Genomic DNA, 18,852 nt, shown 5'->3' with positions numbered 1-18,852 from the left:
ACATCGAGTCAGTAACCCTGTGCCGGTGCCACTCGCCGCGGGCCGCCGGGACGGGTACGATCCGGCCAACACGCGCGCGAGCAGGGAGGACGTACGTTGGGGCGGCTCACCGGCGGGGACCCGTCCTTGCTCCGGCGGATCAATTCCGCGGTGGTGCTCCATGCGCTGCGCGGCGAGTCCGCCGTGAGCCTGACCGAACTGGTGCAGACGACCGGGCTGTCACGGCCCACCGTCGAGGGTGTGATCGAGGGCCTGACGGAGTCGGGCCTGGTGGTGGAGGCCCCGCAGGAACCCGGTGACGCCCGCAAGCAGGGACGTCCGGCCCGCAGGTTCCGCTTCCACGCGGAGGCGGGGCACCTGCTGGGCGTGGAGATCGGGGCCCGGCAGATCCGGGCGCTGCTGTCGGACCTGAGCGGACGGGTCCTCGGATCGCTGGCGCACGACGTCGCCGACACGCTGCCGGCCGAGGAGCGCCTGGAACGGGTCCGCGGGACCGTCGCCGAACTGCTGCGCAAGGCCGGCGTGGCCCGCAGCACGCTGTGGGCGGTCGGTGTGGGCAGCCCGGGGATCGTGGAGACCGACGGCGCGGTCCGGCTGAGCACCGCGCTGCCCGGCTGGACGGGGCTGCCGCTGGGCGAGCGGCTGCGCCGGTCCTTCCGCTGCCCCGTGCTGGTGGAGAACGACGCCAACGCCGCCGCCGTCGCCGAGCACTGGAAGGGCGCCGCCGTCGGCACCGACGACGTGGTGTTCGTGCTGGCGGGGCTGAGCCCCGGGGCCGGGTCGCTGATCGGGGGCCGGCTGCACCGCGGATTCGGCGGGGCGGCCGGTGAGATCGGGGCACTTCACCTGCTGGGCCGCGAGGCGAGGCCGGAGCGGCTGCTGTCCACGACCGGGACCCCGCTGCACCCGCTCGACGAGTCGGCGGTGGCCGAAGTGTTCGCGCTGGTGAGGTCGGGGGACGTCCAGGCACGGGAGGCCTTCGACCGGTTCCTGCAGCGCCTGGTGCACGACGTGGCCGCGCTGGTGCTGGCGATCGACCCGGAGCTGGTGGTGATCGGCGGCTGGGCGGCCGGGCTGGACGGCGTACTGGAGCCGCTGCGCACCGAGTTGGCGCGCTACTGCCTGCGGCCGCCGCAGGTCGCGCTGTCGGCGCTGGGGCACGAGGCGGTCGCGACGGGGGCCCTGCGGCTGGCGCTCGACCACGTCGAGGAGCAGTTGTTCGCGGTGGCCAGGACCTCGCTGCTCGGCCGCTGAGCCGCTGGGCGGCGAACCGGCGGCGGGACCGGTGCCGGGACCACGGCACCGGTCAGGGCAATACGGGCGAACTTCCACGGCTCCTCGGCCTGCCTGCTTTGCCGGTTTGTCCGACCAGCCGACGATCCGTCGCATCGGCGAGCATGCCGCGCCGACGCGGCGTGGCCGGCGAAAGGGCGTCCGCGTGCGGCGAGCAGTGGTCCTGGCAGTGTCCGTGGTGCTGACGGCCGGCGCGGCGACCGCCCCGGCCGCGGCGCACTTCCCGGAGCCCGTGGTAGCCGAGCAACTGCGGATGGCGGGGGCCGCGGTGGCGGCCCGGGCGGCCGGGTCCACCGGGATCACCTTCGGGACGTGCCCGGCGGACAGCGGGCTCAAGGCGCCCGTGCAGTGCGGCACGGTCCGGGTGCCCGTGGACTACACGGAGCCGGGCGGCACGAAGATCGGCCTGCTGGTGAGCCGCTTGCGCGCCGCGGGCCCCGCCTCCGTCCGGCAGGGCTCCCTGGTGTTCAACCCGGGCGGCCCCGGGGCGTCCGGGCTGTGGTTCCCCGGGGTGGGCCGGTCGGGCGCGGGGGCGGTCACCCGCAAGGTCTGGGAGACCGCGGCCAGGACGTACGACCTGGTGGGGTTCGACCCGCGCGGGGTGGGCCACTCGGCGCCGCTGTCCTGCCAGGACCCGGCGGGTCGTCAGCACGCCCCCGGCGCCGACCCGCGCCTGGCCACCGACGCGGTCAAGGCCGCCAAGCGCGCGGAGGCCCGGCGCAAGGCGGAGGACTGCGGCGCGCGGGGCGGCGCGCTGCTGCGGAACATGCGCACCGCCGACCTGGCGCGGGACCTCGACGTCATCCGCGCCGCCCTCGGCGAGCCGCGCCTGAACTACTACGGCGTCTCCTACGGGACGTACCTGGGCGCGGTGTACGCCACCCTCTTCCCCTCGCACGTGCGCCGCATGGTCGTCGACAGCGTCGTCAACCCCGACCCGCGCGGCGTCTGGTACGGCGCCAACCTGGCGCAGGACTTGGCCTTCGAGCGCCGCTGGGCGGACTGGCGCGCCTGGGCGGCCGGGCACGACGCCGTGTACGGGCTCGGCGCGACGCCCGGCCGTGTGCAGGCGAGCTTCGACCGGGCGATGCGGATGCTCGGCAAGCGCCCGGCCGGCAAGGTGGGGGCCGGGGAACTGCACTCGGCGGCGGTGCAGGCCGCGTACTACGACCAGCGCTGGGTCTCCTTCGCCCATCTGCTCTCGCGCTACCTGCGCGGGGACGACGACCCGCTGATCGCCGCGGCCGCCCCCGACCCGGGGGCGGCGAAGGACGAGGAGAACAGCGAGGCGGTCTACCTGGCCGTGGAGTGCTCGGACGCGGCCTGGCCGCGCGACTGGAACGTGTGGGACCGCGACAACTCACGGGTCGCGCGCGGGCACCCCTTCGAGACCTGGGCGAACGCCTGGCTGAACCTGCCGTGCGCCTCGTGGCAGGTCGAGGGCGGAGGGGCGGTGGACGTCGGCGCGCGCGCCGGGTCGGGGCTGCCGCCGGTGCTGATCGTCCAGTCGGAGCGGGACGCGGCCACACCGTACGAAGGCGCGGTCGAACTGCACCGCAGGCTGCCCGGTTCACGCATGATCACCGAACAGGGGCGGGGCTCGCACGGCCTGATCAGCTTCTGGAACGAGTGCGTCACCGCACGCGTCGACCGCTACCTGGTGTCCGGCGCCGCCGGCGACCGGGACGTCAGCTGCTCCGGCCACCCCCTGCCCGTGCCGTCCGGCACCGGCGGTGCCAAGGACGCCAACACGGGCCGCTTCTACTGACCGGACGTGACGTGCGGTGGTGCCGGGGTCACGACGCGGCGGCGTGCCGCTCCTGGCCGTGGTGGGTGATCTCCATCGCGCCGCTGTCGCCGAAGGTCAGCCGGCAGGTGTCGGCGCGGTAGGTGGCGACGGCGACGGCCGCGACCCGTCCGCCGCTGAAGTAGCGGGTGGTGACCACCAGCACGGGGGCACCGGGCAGCCGGTCGAGCTGCTTGGCGTCCTCGGCGCGGGCCGAGCCCAGCTCCACGGCCCGGTCGTCGCCGTCGAGTTCGAGGGCCTGCAACTCCCGCAGGACGGCGGGGGCGTGGCCGGCCGGCGTCAGATCACCGGGGAGGCCCGGGACGGAGGCCCTGGGCACATACAGCAGTTCGGTGGCGACGGACTGGCCGCCCATGGAGCGGACCCGGCGGACGGTGTGCACCGCCTCGTCGGTGTCGGTGCCGAGCACGTCGGCGACGGCGGTGGGGGCGGCGGCCTCGACGCAGCCCACGGTGCGCCACGCGTCACCCGTGGCGCCGGGCCAGCTGCCGCTCGACGGGCCTACGGAGACGCCCACGCGGGGCGGGGCGACCGTGGTGCCGACGCCGCGGCGGCGCTGCAGGCGGCCCTCCAGCTCCAGCTGCTCCAGCGCCTGGCGCAGGGTGGCCCGGGCGACGCCGAAACGGGCGGCGAGCTCACGCTCGTTGGGGAGGATCTCACCGACCTCGAACTCGGAGTCGAGCGCGTCGATGAGGACGGTCTTGAGGTGCCAGTACTTGGGCTCCGGCACGTGCTCGAGCTGCGTGGTCCCCACCCTGTCCTCCGCAATCCGCCTGACGCCGTCCGGGGTTTGTTCAGCCTTGTTTCCGAACGGCTCTTTATTAAAGGTTCTTGCACTACTAGGCGACGATAGAGCTGCCCTCCGAGTTGGTCAAGACCAATGCTCAGGGGCGCGACGACGTGCGGCGGGCACGGCCGCGCACTGTTCACGAGGTGTTCGCGCCCGGCATGCGCCGTTGGCACGCTGGTAGCGTTCGTGATCACGTCGAGCGAGGGAGCTGGCATGGGTCCGGTCACGGTGGTCACCGGAGGCGGCCGCGGCATCGGCGCGGCGGTCGCCCTGCGGCTCGCCCGCGAGGGACACGCCGTCGGCATCGGTTACGAGAAGGACACCGACGCCGCCGAGGACACCGCACGCAAGGTGCGGGACGCGGGCGCCCGCTGCGTCGTCGTGCGCGTCGACACCAGCGACGCCGAGCAGGTGGACGCGCTCTTCGACACCGTGGGCGAGCAGCTCGGGCCGGTGACGGGCCTGGTCAACAACGCCGGCGTCACCGGGCCGCTGGGCCGGTTCACCGAGACCCCGGTCGAGGTCATGCGCCGGGTGATCGACGTCAACGTGATGGGCGCGATCCTGTGCGCCCGGCGCGCGGCGCTGGGGATGTCCACCCGGCACGGCGGCCGGGGCGGCGCGATCGTCAACATCTCCTCCGGGGCCGCGACGCTCGGCGGTCCCGGGGAGTACGTGCACTACGCCGCGAGCAAGGCGGCGGTCGACGCGCTGACCGTGGGCCTCGCCAAGGAGCTGGCTCCGGACGGCGTGCGCGTCAACTCCGTGCAGCCCGGGATGATCGTGACCGACATCCACGCCGCGATGGGCGACCCCGAACGGCCATGGCGCAACCCGGACCGCGTGCCCATGCGGCGGCCCGGTGAGCCGGACGAGGTCGCCGGCGCGGTGGCGTGGCTGATGTCGCCGGACGCGTCGTACACCACGGGCGCGGTGCTGCGCGTCTCGGGCGGTCTGTAGCGTCGCCGCCGGCTACTCCCCTGCGGCGGCCTCCTGGTCGTCCTCCGTGTCGATCATGCGCAGCACGTCCGTGGCCAGCGCGGCGACCTGCGGGATCAGCTCCGGAGTCGCGAGGGCCAGGTGGCACAGCGACCAGGTCAGGGTGACGACCCGGCTCTGCCGCGCCTCCAGGGCTTCCAGCAGACGACGGCCGATGAGCTCGGCCGCGTCCTTGCGCACGGCGGGGTCCGTCCAGGCGGTCGCGACGATCGCCAGCCCGGCCGCCTCGCACACCCAGTCCTCGGCGTTGTCCAGCACGTCCACGAGGAGCGCCCGGCGCCGGGAGACGGCCCACGGCTCGTCCGTGCGGTGGTGTGCCAGACCCAGGCAGGCCCACACCTGCACGCACCGTATCCACAGGTCGGGAGCCTGGGCGGCGAGCGCGCGGCCCAGGTCGTCCTCGCGCGGGGCCGGCGGGTGGACGAGCACGCCGAGCAGGTCCTCGGGGTCGAGCCCGGAGAGCGCGACCGCGTCGTCGTAGGCGGCGACCAGGTGCGGCCAGCCGTGCCACGCCAGCCGGCGTACCGCTTCGGCCGCCTCCGGGGACGGCGGGCGGACGGCGGGCCGGGCGGTGGTGCCCTCGTAGGCCCACAGCGAGACCCCGACCGGGCGCGCGGCGATCCGCAGGTCGGGCTCGGGCACGGACTGGATCTCGGTCACCGCGTTCGGGTAGGCGGCGCGCAGTGCGAGCAGCGCGCTCGGCGGCTCCAGTGCGGAGACGGTGAGCGTCAGCCCTGCCTCGCGGGGCACGGACTGCCCGAGCGCCTGGTGCAGCAGGCTGACGATCGCCTCGTTGCCGCCCGGTATCCAGTTGAGCCACGGCGTGCCCTGGCTCAGCCGGGTGAGCAGGTCCGCGGCGTAGCCGTGCCCGGGTTCGCCCCGCAGGTGGTCGGCGAGGGCGACCAGGTGCCGCAGGTCCGGCTCCACCGCGTACCGCAGCGCGTGCACCGCGGGGGCCGCCTTGGGGTGAGCGGGGTCGACCGCCAGCGCCCGCTCGGCCCACGCCACGCCCTCGGCGGGACGGCCGAGGCCGTCGAGCAGCTCGGCGATGTCGACATACAGGTCGAGGTCCGAGGGGTCGCGGGCGACCTCGCGGCGCCAGACCTCCAGCGCCTCCTCGGAGCGGCCGGCGCTGCGCAGCGCGTAGCCGAGCATCACCGCGGCCGGGTGCGAGGGTTCGAGCTCGTACGAGCGCCGCGCCCAGTCCACGGCCTCCTCGGAGCCGCCCATGCGCCGGGCGAGGGTGGAGCCGCACCACAGCAGCATCGTGTGGTCGGGGTGGCGCGCGGCGCTCGCCCGGACCAGGTCGAGCAGCGGCAGCAGCGGGCCGCGCCGCTCCTCGTCGACCGGGTCGGGCAGTTGCGGCGCCACGCGCGCGGCCGCACGGGCCACGGTGTCCGGCGCGACGAGTTCCGCGATGTCGGGGCGGCGCAGCCACGCCACGTCCAGCCAGGGCCGCTGCGGTTCGTGCCCGGCGCACTGGGCGAGCAGGCCGACGGCCTCGTCCCAGCTGCCCGCCACCGCGGACAGGTGGCCGCGCGCCGCCACGGTGCCGATGAACGCCCGGTCCTCGGGGGCGAAGTACGTCAGCGCCGCCTCCGCGCCGCCGACGCGCGCGGCGAACTCGGCCAGCGCCTCGTGGATCTCGGGCAGTCCCGGGTCGCGCGCGAGCGCGTCCTCCAGGTGCCGGGCGGCATGCCCGAGGTCGCCCCCCGCCAGCGCGATGCGCGCGGTGGCCACTTCGCCCTCCGCCTCCAGGCGCGCCCCGCCCTCCTGGCCCTCCGGATGATCGTGCACAGCCGCTCCCCACCTCTGAACCGCTCCTGGCGCCCCCGCCCCGGGGCACCCTAACCGACGCCGCTTGACGCCCTTCCGGTGTGGCCCGGCGGGCCCTCCGTATGCGTCCGCCGCCGGGACGGGGCGTGGTGCGCGCCGTCGACGCGCGGACGGTGTCGTCGTGGCGGCCGGCCAGTCATCTCGACCCCCGCATTACTCCTTGCCGGACGGGGCCGGTGGGTGCGCGGGTGGGTGGGTCGGCTGTCCCTGCGTCTCGCGCCCTTCGGGCGCAAAGAGGCTGGCTGCGGATGGGAGTTTCGGGGGCGTCGGGCCGTCACCGCTGTGCGGGTCGGTTCGGGGTGGGGGTTCAGGCTCCGGAGCGGGTGGGGTTTCCGTCGGCCGGGGACTCGTTGCCGTCCGCGGGTGCAGATGGCCGCTTCGACGCCTTCGGTGGGTGGGTGGCGCGCCCGCCGTTACCGGCGTCTGCGGCTGCTTCGGGGTGCTGTTGAGCCGCCCACGGGATATCGGGCTCTGTTTCGCCGACATGTTCGGCGGAACAGAGCCCGATCTTCGGGACGGGCGAGATCGGGCTCGCTTTCGCCGACTATGTCGGCGGAACAGAGCCCGATGTCGGGGAAGCACCCGCGGACGCCGGTTACGGCGGGCGCGCCACCCACCAAGGGTGGGCGTGGCCACCGGCCATCTGCACCCGCGGACGGCGACGAGACCGCAACCGTACGAGCAACCGGCCCTGCTCCGGCGCCTGAACGCCGCCCACCAAACCGCCCGCACCCCGTCGGAGAGGGTCGCCCCCACCTCCCCTTCCGCAGCCCGCCGCATTGCGCCCGAAGGGCGCGAGACGGCGGGACGCCCGAACAGCCGGCGCACCCCGTACGCAACTCCCGGCAGCGCCCCCCTGCTGCGCAATGCCGATTCGTTAACACAAGGAAACGGATTCAAAACCCGAGCGGGCGTTCCGGCGTACACAATCCCTCCAGCCTCCAGCAGGTTGCCCGGTTGTCGCACCAACTCCGAGGAGCACCATGTCCGCTCAGGCCACCGATGTGGCGAAGGGCTCGCCACCACCACCACAGAACGCACTGGACCGCTATTTCCGCATCGGGGAACGCGGCTCGTCCTTCGGCCGTGAAGTCCGCGGTGGTTTCGCCACCTTCTTCACGATGGCGTACATCCTCGTGCTGAACCCGATCATCCTGGGGAGCGCGAAGGACAAGTTCGGCCACGTCCTGTCGACCGGTCAACTCGTCACCGCCACCGCGCTGGTGGCGGCGGTCATGACGATCGTCATGGGAGTCGGCGGCAATCTGCCGCTGGCCATCGCGGCGGGCCTCGGCCTCAACGCGGTGGTCGCCTTCCAGATCGCGCCCCTGATGAGCTGGGACGACGCGATGGGCCTGATCGTCCTCGAGGGCCTGGTCATCTGCGTGCTGGTGGTCACCGGGCTCCGTGAGGCGGTGATGCACGCGATACCCCAGCCGCTGAAACAGGCGATCAGCGTGGGCATCGGCCTGTTCATCGCCTTCATCGGCTTCGTGGACGCCGGCTTCGTCAGTCGCATCCCGGACGCCGCGAACACCACCGTCCCCGTGCAACTGGGCGGGAGCGGGGCGTTGTCGGGCTGGCCGGTGCTGGTCTTCTGCCTGGGTGTGCTGCTGACGATCGCCCTGCTGGCCCGGAAGGTGAAGGGCGCGATCCTGATCAGCATCGTCGCGATGACGGTGCTCGCGATCGTGGTCGACGCCGTCGCGGACGTGAAGAGCTGGGGGCTGACCACGCCCAAGGTGCCCGACGACGTGTTCGCCGCGCCGGACTTCGGGCTGCTGGGGCACTTCAGCCTCTTCGGCGCCTTCGCCGAGGTCAGCTTCATCACGGTGGTGCTGCTGGTCTTCACCCTCATCCTGTCGGACTTCTTCGACACCATGGGCACGGTCGTCGGCATCACCGCCGAGGCGGGCCTGCTGGACGAGGAGGGCAAGGTCCCCAACCTGGGCCGGGTGCTGCTCATCGACGGTGCCGCGGCGGTCGCGGGCGGCGCCGCCTCCGCGTCGTCGAACACGGCCTACATCGAGTCGGCGGCCGGTGTCGGCGAGGGGGCCCGCACGGGCTTCGCCAACCTGGTCACCGGCGGCCTGTTCGCGGTGGCGCTCTTCCTGAGCCCGCTGCTGACGATCGTCCCGCTGCAGGCGGCCGCACCGGCGCTGGTCGCAGTCGGCTTCCTGATGATGACCCAGGTCAAGAACATCGGCTGGGACGACTTCGAGATCGCCATCCCCGCGTTCCTGACGATCGCCGTGATGCCCTTCACGTACTCGATCACCAACGGGATCGGTGCCGGCTTCATCGCCTTCGTGCTGCTCAAGGCCGTGCTGGGCAAGGCCCGGCAGGTGCACTGGCTGCTGTGGGCGGTCTCGGCGCTCTTCGTCGTCTACTTCGCGATCGACCCGATCGAGCAGCTGCTCGGGGTCAAGTAACGGCGCCCGGTGGGCCGCGGGGGCCGGTGCGGCCACCCGCGGCCCCACGATGAAGACCCCGACCGGGACGGGGGCCCCCGGTCGGGGCCGCTGGCCGGGCCGGCGCTCCGCGCGCGGCCCGTACCCGTCGAACTACCGGCGCGGGGCCGGAGTTCCCGCCCGTTCCGGATCGCGCGGTGTGATGTGGCGCACGTCGGCCGGCCGCGCGGGGTCGCGGCCGGCCGGTGGCGGCAAAGGCCCCGGTTGCCCGGACCGGGCGGCGCCGTCCGCGGACGTGGGCCGACACGTCGACGACGCGCCGGCCGCCGACGACCCCGACGGCGGGCGCCGTCACGGCCCGCGGCCGGACGGCGCCGGGCGCCAACCGCGGGACCTCGCGTGGGCGGCCGCACTCCGCGCGGGAACGCCGTGGCGTCGAGCCCGTGTTCCCCGCTGCGGGCGGCGCGGGCGCGGAGACGTCGCGGCCGCGGTCGGCGGGTGGCGTCGAACGTGGTGCACGTGTGCCTAGTGCGGGCGTTTGATCTCAATTCGGCAACAGCGGGTTTGAGCGGGCAATACCCACTTATCCGCGAGCCTGGTTGCTTGATACACATGGTTCCGCGCGTTCCTGTCCGTCGACGGTCGCACCACTCCCCCTCCGATCGCCGTGCCTTCGGCCGTCCCTCCCAGGAACGCCCATGTCTTCGCGGACCGCGCCCTCGCGCGCCCTGCTGCCGCTCGTCGCGCTCTTCTGCGCCGGCTACCTCGCGCCGTACCTGATGCCGACCGTCGTCGGCCGCCTCACCACCGGTCTCGGCCTGAGCGGTTCCCAGGCCGGGGCGGTGGGCAGCGCGCTGCTGCTCGGCTCGGCCTGTGCCGGTTTCACACTGGCCTCGCGGGTCGACCGGATCGGCCGGGCGCGACTGGCCCGGTACGGGCTGCTGATGATCGCGGGCGGCTTCACGACGGCCGCGGCCACCGGCCATGTGCCGCTGGTCGTCCTCGGCTGCGTGGCGGGCGGGTTCGGCTCCGGCACCTCGACGGCCGTGGCCGCCGTCGGCATCTCCGGTGAACGGGAGCCCCACCGGGTCACGGTGCTCGCGCTGCTGGCCACCTCCGCGACGGCCGGGGCGCTCTACCTCGTGCTGCCGCGGCTGGGCGGGGGCCACGCCCTGCCCTTCGCGGCTATCGCAGCGACCGCCCTGCTCGTGCTCCCGCTGACCTGGCGGCTGCCCGCGCGACCCCGCCCGCACTCCACGGCCGCCGCACAACCGACCGGGCTGCCGATGCCGCACCTGGGAGCCGGGGCCGTGCTCGCCGTGTCGATGCTGTGCTGGTCGCTGGCGCAGAACGCGTTGTGGGGGGTGAGCGGCCGCATCGGGCTGGACCGGGTCGGCCTGTCGGAGGCCGCGGTGGGCATGGTGTTCGCGGTCGCGCTCGGGGGCGGGCTGCTCGGCGTCATGGGGGCGGGCGCTCTCGGCGCGCGCCTCGGGCGCGCCGTGCCCATCGGGGTGGGCACGGTCGTGATCGCCGTGTGCGTGGCGGCCAGCGCCTCCGCCCGCGGCGCGGTCGCCTTCGCGGTGGGCGAGGTGCTGTGGAACACCGTCTACCCGGTGGTGCTCTCGTACGCGATCGGGCTGGCCGCCGCCCTCGACCCGCGCGGCCGCTGGGCCGTGTACGCCGGTTCCGCGTCCTCGCTCGGGGTGGCCTGCGGACCGCTGGCCGGCGCGCTGCTCGCCGCCCGGCTGGGCTTCCCCGCGATGGGCGCCGTCCTGGCCTGCCTGCTCCTGCTCGCCGCCGTACCGCTCACCGCGGTGGCCCGCGGCGCGGGTTCCGGGAACTGGGGCCGGGGCGCGGTGGCGGTCGGCCGCCGTGCCGCCGCCGCGGTCGTGGCCCGCTCGGACGTCCGCCGGGCGGCCTGAGGGGAAAACGGGATGCCGCCGCGGGGGCGCGTCCGGCAGGATGCCGCCTCGTGAACGACACCGCATCCGTCCGCATCACCTCGCTCGCCGAGCGCCCCGAACTGATCCCCCGGCTCTGGGAGATCTCCGGGAACTGGCCGGCCTTCGTCCCCCAGGACCCGGTCGCCGGAGCCCTGTTGGACCGGGTGCCCGCGGACTTCCCGCGGTACTGCGTCGTCGCGACCGACGGCGACCGGGTCGTGGCGCGTGGCTTCGCGGTCCCCTTCGACGCCTCGGGCGAGAGCCGCGAGGAGACCCCCGACCAGGGCTGGGACCGCGTGCTGGTGTGGGCGTACAACGATCTGCGCGACGGACGTCCGGCGACGGCCGCCAGCGCGCTGGAGATCACCATCGACGCCGGGTACCTGGGGCGGGGCCTGTCGCACCGCATGGTGGCCGCGCTGCGCGACGGCGCACGGGACCTCGGCCACGACGCGCTGCTCGCCCCGGTCCGTCCCACGGCCAAGCACCTGCGGCCGCGGCTCCCCATGACCGACTACGCCGGCCAGCTGCGTGAGGACGGGCTTCCCGAGGACCCGTGGCTGCGGGTGCACGTCAGGGCGGGCGGTGTCGTCGTGAAGGTGGCGCCGGCCTCGATGACGGTCAGCGGGACACTGGCCCAGTGGCGGCGCTGGACGGGGCTCCCCTTCGACCGGGACGGCGCCGTTGAGGTACCCGGCGCGCTGGTGCCGGTGCACTGCGACACCGCGCACGACCACGCCGTGTACGTCGAGCCCAACGTGTGGGTCCGCCACGCCACGGGTGGCCGCTAGCCGAGCGCCCGGTCCAGGTTGAAGGCCGCGCTGATCAGGGCGAGGTGCGTGAAGGCCTGCGGGAAGTTGCCGCGCTGCTCCCCGGCGCGGTCGATCTCCTCGGCGTACAGGCCGAGGTGGTTGCCGTAGGTGATCATCTTCTCGAAGGCCAGGCGCGCCTCGTCCTTGCGCCCCGCGCGGGTGAGGGCCTCGACGTACCAGAAGGAGCAGATGGAGAAGGTGCCCTCGTCGCCGGGGACGCCGTCCGGGCTCGCCAGGGGGTCGTAGCGGTAGACCAGGGAGTCGGAGACGAGGTCCTTGCCGAGGGCGTCGAGCGTCGAGAGCCACTTGGGGTCGGTCGGCGAGATGAACTTGGACAGCGGCATCATCAGCACCGACGCGTCCAGCACGTCCTCCCCCTCGCTCTGGGTGAACGCGCCGCGCGCCTCCGACCAGCCGTTCCTCATGATCCGCCGGTAGAGGTCGTCACGGGCCCCGTACCAGCGCTCGCGGTTGGCGGGCAGGCCGCGGTGGTTCGCCATCCGGATGCCCCGCTCGATCGCCACCCAGCACATCACCCGTGAGTACAGGAAGTTCTTGCGGCCGCCGCGCGTCTCCCAGATGCCCTCGTCGGGCTGGTCCCAGTTGTCGCAGACCCAGTCCACGAGTTCGCAGACGGTGTCCCAGTGGTCGCTGGAGATCGGCTTGCCCCACTTGTCGTACAGGTAGAGGGAGTCGATGAGCTCGCCGTAGATGTCCAGCTGGAGCTGGTGGACGGCGTTGTTGCCCACCCGGACGGGCGCGGAACCCGCGTAGCCCTCCAGGTGGCCCAGCTCCCGTTCGGGCAGCTCGGAGCGGCCGTCGATGCCGTACATGATCTGCAACGGGCCGGCGGTGCAACGCGGTCCTCCCATGCAGACGCGGTCCGACAGGAAGTTCATGAAGGCCTCGGCCTCGTCGGTGAACCCCAGCCGGAGCAGCGCGTAGACGCAGAAGGCGGCGTCGCGGATCCAGACGTAGCGGTAGTCCCAGTTGCGCTCGCCGCCGATGCGCTCGGGCAGGCTGGTGGTGGGCGCGGCGATGATGGCGCCGGTGGGCGCGTAGGTGAGCAGCTTCAGGGTGAGCGCGGACCGGTGCACCATCTCGCGCCAGCGGCCCCGGTACTGCGACTGGGAGAGCCAGTGCCGCCAGTACTGCACGGTCTTCTCGAACTGGTCCTCCGCCTCGGTCAGCGGGCAGCCGCGCGGTCCGACACCGTCGCCGACCTGGTCCAGGGCGAAGACGGCGGCCTCCCCCTCGGAGAGCTTGAACTGGGCCCACACGTCCCGGTCGTCGTGCTCCAGCGGCACCGAGCAGGTCAGGGCGATGGTCTGCGCCGGGGTGGCGAAGAGCGCCTGCATCCCGTTCATGTGGACGGTGTGCGGCACGGTGCCGTAGTCGAAGCGCGGGGCCACCCGCATCCGGAACGGCAGCACGCCGCGCACGCACACCACGCGGCGGATCAGGCGGTGCCGGTCGGCCTCGTGCGACTCGTCGACGACCGGCATGAAGTCCTGCACCTCGCCCATGCCGTCCTCGGCGAAGAACCGGGTGATCAGCACGTTGGTGTCGGGGAAGTAGAACTGCTTGGTGCGCGCGGGCACGTCCGCGGCCAGCTCGAAGCTGCCTCCCCGTTCGGCGTCGAGGATGGAGGCGAAGATGCTGGGGGCGTCGAAGCGCCCGGAGCAGTACCAGTCGATGGTGCCGTTCGTACCGACCAGCGCGGCGCTGCGCAGGTCGCCGATGAGTCCGTGGGCGGCGATCGGAAGGTAGCGGCCGTCGGCCGGTGCGAACTCGGACCGGAGGGCTTCGGCTGTCACGGGGGCCTCCTCGCGTGCCGGGAAACGGCAAAAGCCACCCTTCAGACTAACCCTCCGGGTCCTCCTCCTTCTCGGTCAGGACGGTGCCGGCCTCCGGGCCTACACCTCCCCGGCCTGCGTCTTCTCCGGTCCGCCGGGCCGCTCGCCGACGTATTCGAGGACGGAGCGCGCCTCGGCCAGCCGCTGTGCGGCGACCTCGTCCTCCCCGGTCTCGTCCTGCGCCTCGTACAGGGCGATCACGGCCCGGGCCCGTTCCGCGGCGGCGGCGTGCCGTCCCAGGTCGGCCTCGAGCCAGGCGGCCATGAGCTGGGCCGCGCTGCGCGCCGGACCCGGGCCGAAGAGCGTGATCGCGCGTTCGGCGCAGGTCAGGCCCTCCTCGTACGCGGCGCGGGCCGAGCCGTCCGTGTCCTCCTCGCCCGGCTCGCCGGGGCAGGCGCGGACGATCAGTTCGCCGGTCTGCCGGTGGGTCCCGGCCAGTTCGGCGCGCAGGTGCGCCGCGGCCGCCCCGTCGCCGGCCGCCGTCGCCGCGGCGAGTGCCTCCTCGGCGACCGCGGCGGCCTCGGCCATCGCGGAGCGGCCCGCGGCGAGGCCGCCCTGGTCGTCGTGGAGGGCGAGCCAGGCCCGGGCACGCAGGGTGCGGACGAGCGGAACGGGACGCTCCAGGGCGCGCCAGAGCTCACCGGCCCGCTGGTACGCCCGGCCGGCCTCACCGGCCAGGCCGGCCCGTTCCAGGGAGTCGGCGGCGAGGTTCGCGAGGACGGCGTGGTCCTGCTGCTCGTCCCAGCCCTGCGCGATCTCCGCGGCGAGCAGGAACTGCTCGGCGGCGGCGCGCGGCTCGTCCAGATCGCGCAGCGCCTCCCCCAGCCACCAGCGGGCCTGGACGACCCGCCCGTCGTGGTGGGCGCACACCAGGTCGGACAGGGCGGTCTCCAGGACGGTGGCGGACTCGGCGGCCCTGCCCTCCCGCAGCAGCGCCCCGCCGAGGACCAGCCGCGCCCAGGCGCCGATCTGCTCGGACACGTCGCCCTCGTCGGCCCAGTGGGCGCCCTCCAGGGCCTGGTCGGCGGCCTCGGCGTCGGCGCCGCGGCCGGCGAGCGCGGCGGCCAGCACGGTGTGCAGGTGGGCGCGGTGCGCCGGGCCCAGTGTGGCGGCGCCGTGCTCCAGCGCGGCGCGGGCGGACTGCTCCGCGGTGGCGTGGTCGTCCCGCTGGAGGGAGAGGTCGGCGAGCAGTGCCTCGGGTTCCGCCGCGTACCACGGGGTCGCGGCCTCGTGGTGGAGGCGGGCGGCCCGGGCGAAGAGCCCGGCGGAGGCCGCGAGATCGCCGCGCGCGGCGGTGTGGCGGGCGTGCAGCGTGATCGCGTCGGCGAGCCGTCCCGCCATCCCTTCCTCGGCCTGGTGCTCCTCGGCGAAGGCGATGATCCGCAGCAGTTCCGCCTCGCTCTCGGCGCCCGGCGGCCGCACGCCGAGCCGGGCCAGCCGGGCGCCGGTGAGCTGGCGGGAGGTGGCCCGGCCGGTCCTGTGCAGCTCGTGCAGCGCTTCGACGGCGGCGTCGAGCGCGGCGACGGCCTGGCCGGTCTCCTCCGCGACGGCCACCGCGTAGGCGGCGCGGGCGCGGCAGGCGGCGGCCTCGCCCGGCTTCCCCGCCGCCTCGAACAGCTCGGCCGCGGAGTCGAAGAGCGGCACGGCGGTGCCCGGGTCGGTGAAGGCGTCGATGCCGGCGTGGTCGGCGATCTCGGCGCCGGCCAGGTCGTCCAGGACGGTACCGGTGCGCTCGGCGGCCCGGCCGGCGGCGGCCCAGGCGGCGCCCGCGTCGGGGTGCCGGGCCTCGCTCAGCCCGCGGGCCTCGGCGAGCAGCGCGGGGACGTCCGCGGCGCCCTCGGGTGCGGCGGACGCTCCGGAGGCGGGCGCGGGCTGCGGCGGGGCGGAGGGCGTCGTCAGCCGCTGCCGGGCCCGGACGCCCAACGGGAGCCGCTCCACGAGGGGCCCGGCGGCGAGGCGCTCGCGCATGCGGCGGCTGACGGCGTCGTTGCCGTTGCGGGCGTCGAAGCGCGCGGCAACGGCGGCGGCCTCGCGTTCCGCGTGCGCGAGCAGCGCGCCGGCGGTCCAGTCGGTGCCCGCCGGACCGGGGACGCCCCGGTCGGCGTGGCCGAGGGCGACGAGGCGGCGCATGAGCAGACCGGTGACCGCCAGGTGGTCCATGAGCGTGTCGGGGTCGCCGGTGTCGGTGAAGTACGCGGGGTGCTCGGCGAGGATCTCCAGGGCCCGTGCCTCGTTGCCGGTCAGGGCGCAGAACTCGACGTGGGAGGAGACCGCGCCGCGCATGCTCTCCATGCTGCGCACCAAACGGTAGCCGCGCAGGTGGTGGGCGCGGGCCTCGTCGAGCCGGCCGAGCCGGACCAGCGGCAGCAGCGAGGACGCCAGGACGTTGTGCGGTTCGTGGGCGCAGGTGTACTGCCCGGCGAGGACGGGCTGCCAGGTGCCCAGCGCCTCGTCGTCACTGCCGCGGTCGACCTGCCAGCTGCCCTGGCCGTGGAGTTCGCAGGCGTGGCAGTCGGCCATGGCGTCGCGGTCCGCGGCCAGCCACGCAGCGTGGGCGGCCTCGGCGCGGGCGGTGTCGCCGAGGTGCCTTGCGATGCGGAACTCGCCCTGCCGGACGGCGCGTTCGGAGTGGCCCGCGAGGCGGTAGCGGTGCTCCATCTCGCGATGCCACTTCTCGATGGAGGCGAGCGGGACGTCGGGCTGGTCGAGCATCCCGTTGGCCACCCACTTGAAGATCCAGTGCAGGTGGTGGGTGTTCGCGCCGTCGAAGTCCCCGGGCCGTTCGTCCCACATGCGCAGCAGGCGGGCGAAGGGCACGAAGAACTTGTCCTTCTCGCTGCTGTACGCGTAGGCGCTGGCGAGGTTGAACAGGGCGTCGAGAAGCAGCGGGGCGTCCCCGGTGGCCTCGGCCTCGGTGACGAGGCGCTCCGCGCCGGCGTTGCGCGCCCGGCCCTCGGGCTCCTCCCGGTTGTGCAGCAGCGCGCGGCGCACGGTCTCGACCGCCGGGTCCTGGGTGCTCATCGGCCGTCCTCCTGTTCGGCGTCGCCGGGCTGCCCCGCGTGGCCGTCCGCGCTCTGCGCCGCCCACTGCAGCAGGCCGAGGAAGGCGCGGTTGAGGAGCGCGGAGTCGGCGGGGCGCAGCGGGCGCTGGGCCATCAGCAGGGCCTGGCCGTACAGCGCCTCGGCGGCCGTGCCGACGAGTTCGGGGTCGGTGAAGCCGCTGATCCGCCGGACCAGCGGGTTGAGGTGGTTCAGCACCAGCCGGGCGCGGGGGGCGCCGCCGCGCAGCGAGCCGAGGATGCCCGCCCACAGTTCGTCGGCCTGCTCCTCCTCCTCGGCGCGGGCGCGTTCGTGGCGGGCGTCCCGGTCGTCCAGGTGGAGCGCGGGGACGGTGATCGGGTGGAAGGTGCGCAGCGAGACGTCGCAGCCGAGCGGGTCGAGCCGGGCGCGGGCCGCGGCGAGGAAGCCGGACAGGGCGAGTTCCTCGGCGGGGTCGACGGCGTCGAGGTGCGCGGTGACGGTGTCCGCGTCGAGTTCGGCGACGGCGGTGCCGGGACGCACGGTCGGCAGCAGCTCGACCAGGTCGGCGTCGTAGGTGTAGCCGCCGTTGACGACCCCGATGCCCTGCGCGGAGGCGATCGCCGCGACCTGGCGGTACTCCTCGACGGTGCGGGTGAAGTGGACGACCCGGTGGCGGCGGGCGAACTCCTCCAGCGAGAGCTGCCCGTCGGTGGTCTCGAACGGCAGCCACGGCAGCATCGTGCGGAGCATCCCGGCGTCGTGCCGGGCGAGCGACTTGACGCCGAGGTGGTGGACGGCGAGGAACTGGGCGAGCCGTTCCCGGTCGCCGGCGGCGAGTTCGGTCAGCCAGCCGCGGATGCGTTCGCCGAGCGCCTCGCGGACGGCGGCGAGCGTTTCGTCGGCGTACAGGCTCTCCCGGGAGGCGGTGGGGCGAAGGCTGTCGGTGTCGATGACGCAGCGGACGAAGAAGGCCCACTCGGGCAGGAGTTCGTCGGCGCGGTCGGTGAGCAGCATGCCCTTGAGGTGGACGCGGTGCCCGGCGCGCTGGGCCGGGCTGACCGCGGCGGGCAGGACGTAGCCGACGCCGCGCACGCCCGCGAGGGGGACGTCGAGGTCGATGACGTCGAGCGGCGTGAAGCCGAACTGCTCGTGGCAGTACCGGGCGAGCGCGACCCGGCGGGCGGCCTGCCCGGGGTGCGGGCGGTCCCAGACCGGCGGCCGCTCGGTGACCGGGGTGTCGCCGACCCGCACGTCGTACGGCAGCAGGGAGCCGAAGTCCTTGGCGAGGGCGAGCACGCGCTCCTCGGCGAGCCATTCCGCCGCGCCCGGCCGGGCGGTCAGGTGCACGGTCGTCCCCGGCTCGGGGTGGTCCTGCGCGGGCAGCGTGCGGACGGTGTACGAGCCGTCGTCACGGGCGGTCCACTCCACGGGCGGGGCGTCCGGGGTGCGCGCGGACCGGCTGACGACCCGGATCTCCGCGGCCACGACGAAGCAGGCGAGCAGACCGATGCCGAACTGGCCGAGGAACTCCGAGCGGGCGCTCTCCAGTCCGTCGCGCTTGGAGCTGCGGCCGATGGTGGCCAGCAGGTCGTGCACGTCGGACTCGGTGAGGCCGATGCCGGTGTCCTCGACGCGCAGCCGGCCGCCCTCGGCGTGCAGGCGCACCCGGGCGGGGGCGTCGGGCTGTCCGGCCCGGCGGGCGGTGATCGCGTCGACGCCGTTCTGCAGCAGCTCGCGCAGGTAGACCTTGGGGCTGGAGTAGAGGTGGTGGGAGAGGAGGTCCACCAGGCCGCGCAGGTCGACCTGGAAGGCGTGCGGTGTCTGATCTGCAGTCATCGTGGAGGCGCCGCTGCATCCCGGGGAGGGCGGATGGGGCGCGGGTAGGGCGATCGGGTGATCGCGGCCGCCGGATTCGGGACATCGTATGGCGCCGGAGGCCCGTGTTACCAGGGGGTTTCGTCGTGCGGGGCGGCCGGCGGGGAGTGCGGGGAGCGGCCGGGCGCCGCCGAGCGGCGCGGGGCGGTTGTTCACTGCGCGTTCGGATCGACGGCACACGGCGCGAGTAGGAACGGGGGCGGACGCAAT

The 18,852-nt window shown here is 74.5% G+C and carries 11 protein-coding genes; 6 read left to right on the top strand and 5 right to left on the bottom strand.

Going from position 1 to position 18,852, the window contains the following annotated elements; translation table 11 throughout:
• Positions 1-96: 96 nt before the first annotated feature.
• Both ACFW3D_RS03710 and ACFW3D_RS03705 read left to right on the top strand, forming a co-directional pair.
• Positions 97-1,254 carry an ROK family transcriptional regulator gene (locus tag ACFW3D_RS03710; protein ID WP_500500903.1) on the top strand — a complete coding sequence of 386 codons (1,158 nt, stop codon included), beginning with the start codon at positions 97-99 and terminating at the stop codon, positions 1,252-1,254.
• Between the two features lie 184 nt (positions 1,255-1,438).
• Complete coding sequence (locus tag ACFW3D_RS03705; RefSeq protein WP_500500901.1) at positions 1,439-3,061, top strand: alpha/beta hydrolase; 1,623 nt, start codon at positions 1,439-1,441, stop codon at positions 3,059-3,061.
• A gap of 28 nt (positions 3,062-3,089) precedes the next feature.
• Here the strand turns inward: ACFW3D_RS03705 and ACFW3D_RS03700 are convergent, their stop codons facing one another.
• On the bottom strand, positions 3,090-3,854 hold the full coding sequence (locus tag ACFW3D_RS03700; RefSeq protein ID WP_500500899.1) for a GntR family transcriptional regulator: 765 nt from the start codon (positions 3,852-3,854) through the stop codon (positions 3,090-3,092).
• Positions 3,855-4,103: 249 nt separating this feature from the next.
• Between ACFW3D_RS03700 and ACFW3D_RS03695 the strand changes: the two genes are divergently transcribed.
• Complete coding sequence (locus ACFW3D_RS03695) at positions 4,104-4,850, top strand: SDR family oxidoreductase (RefSeq protein WP_500500897.1); 747 nt, start codon at positions 4,104-4,106, stop codon at positions 4,848-4,850.
• A gap of 12 nt (positions 4,851-4,862) precedes the next feature.
• Here ACFW3D_RS03695 and ACFW3D_RS03690 read toward each other — a convergent pair whose 3' ends face one another.
• Positions 4,863-6,686 (bottom strand): tetratricopeptide repeat protein, encoded by a 1,824-nt coding sequence (locus ACFW3D_RS03690; RefSeq protein ID WP_500500895.1) that lies wholly within the window; start codon positions 6,684-6,686, stop codon positions 4,863-4,865.
• Positions 6,687-7,708: 1,022 nt separating this feature from the next.
• Here ACFW3D_RS03690 and ACFW3D_RS03685 point away from each other — a divergent pair.
• From ACFW3D_RS03685 to ACFW3D_RS03675, 3 genes are all read left to right on the top strand, one after another.
• Positions 7,709-9,157, top strand: a complete 1,449-nt coding sequence (locus tag ACFW3D_RS03685) for an NCS2 family permease (RefSeq protein WP_500500893.1) — start codon at positions 7,709-7,711, stop codon at positions 9,155-9,157.
• Between the two features lie 677 nt (positions 9,158-9,834).
• Positions 9,835-11,058, top strand: a complete 1,224-nt coding sequence (locus ACFW3D_RS03680) for an MFS transporter (protein ID WP_500500891.1) — start codon at positions 9,835-9,837, stop codon at positions 11,056-11,058.
• A gap of 50 nt (positions 11,059-11,108) precedes the next feature.
• Entirely contained in the window at positions 11,109-11,870 is a 762-nt protein-coding gene (locus ACFW3D_RS03675; RefSeq protein ID WP_500500889.1) for an N-acetyltransferase, read from the top strand.
• On the opposite strand, the gene ACFW3D_RS03670 is transcribed toward ACFW3D_RS03675, so the two are convergent.
• The 3 genes from ACFW3D_RS03670 to ACFW3D_RS03660 all read right to left on the bottom strand — a co-directional run bounded on the left by ACFW3D_RS03670 (position 11,867) and on the right by ACFW3D_RS03660 (position 18,603).
• The gene (locus ACFW3D_RS03670; RefSeq protein ID WP_500500888.1) at positions 11,867-13,708 is read right to left on the bottom strand and encodes a glycoside hydrolase family 15 protein; all 1,842 of its coding nucleotides are present in this window, start codon (positions 13,706-13,708) and stop codon (positions 11,867-11,869) included. The genes ACFW3D_RS03675 and ACFW3D_RS03670 overlap by 4 nt on opposite strands.
• Before the next feature lie 99 nt (positions 13,709-13,807).
• Positions 13,808-16,768 carry a tetratricopeptide repeat protein gene (locus tag ACFW3D_RS03665; protein WP_500500886.1) on the bottom strand — a complete coding sequence of 987 codons (2,961 nt, stop codon included), beginning with the start codon at positions 16,766-16,768 and terminating at the stop codon, positions 13,808-13,810.
• Entirely contained in the window at positions 16,765-18,603 is a 1,839-nt protein-coding gene (locus tag ACFW3D_RS03660) for an HSP90 family protein (RefSeq protein ID WP_500500884.1), read from the bottom strand. The genes ACFW3D_RS03665 and ACFW3D_RS03660 overlap by 4 nt, the downstream gene beginning before the upstream one ends.
• Positions 18,604-18,852 lie beyond the last annotated feature (249 nt).

It is taken from the genome of Streptomyces sp. NPDC058864, assembly GCF_042742985.1.
Classification (GTDB): domain Bacteria; phylum Actinomycetota; class Actinomycetes; order Streptomycetales; family Streptomycetaceae; genus Actinacidiphila.
The sequence above is the reverse complement of the archived record's forward strand: the minus strand, read 5'-3'. Positions and strand labels throughout refer to the sequence as shown.